Origin of the sequence: Streptomyces yerevanensis, from assembly GCF_000716805.1 — a bacterium.
Taxonomy (GTDB): domain Bacteria; phylum Actinomycetota; class Actinomycetes; order Streptomycetales; family Streptomycetaceae; genus Streptomyces; species Streptomyces flaveus.
This window is the reverse complement of record NZ_JNWJ01000282.1, coordinates 1-250: the sequence shown is the minus strand read 5'-3', so window position 1 is coordinate 250 and position 250 is coordinate 1. Positions and strand designations below refer to the sequence as shown.

Genomic DNA, 250 nt, shown 5'->3' with positions numbered 1-250 from the left:
GAGGTCACCACGATCGAGGGCCTGGCCGACGGCGACGAACTGCACCCGCTGCAGCAGGCGTTCATCGACGAGGACGCCTTCCAGTGCGGTTACTGCACGCCCGGCCAGATCGTCTCCGGTGTGGGCTGCATCAACGAGGGCCACACCGGATCGGCCGAGGAGATCCGGGAGTTCATGAGCGGCAACATCTGCCGCTGCGGCTGTTACGTGAAGATCGTGCGCGCGGTCGAGCAGACCGCGGGCCGGAAGT

1 protein-coding gene is annotated in these 250 nt (G+C 66.8%); it reads left to right on the top strand.

Annotated features, from left to right (window positions below):
* Positions 1-250: (2Fe-2S)-binding protein (locus OP79_RS49425; RefSeq protein WP_033329990.1), on the top strand; the 250-nt coding region annotated here is incomplete at both ends.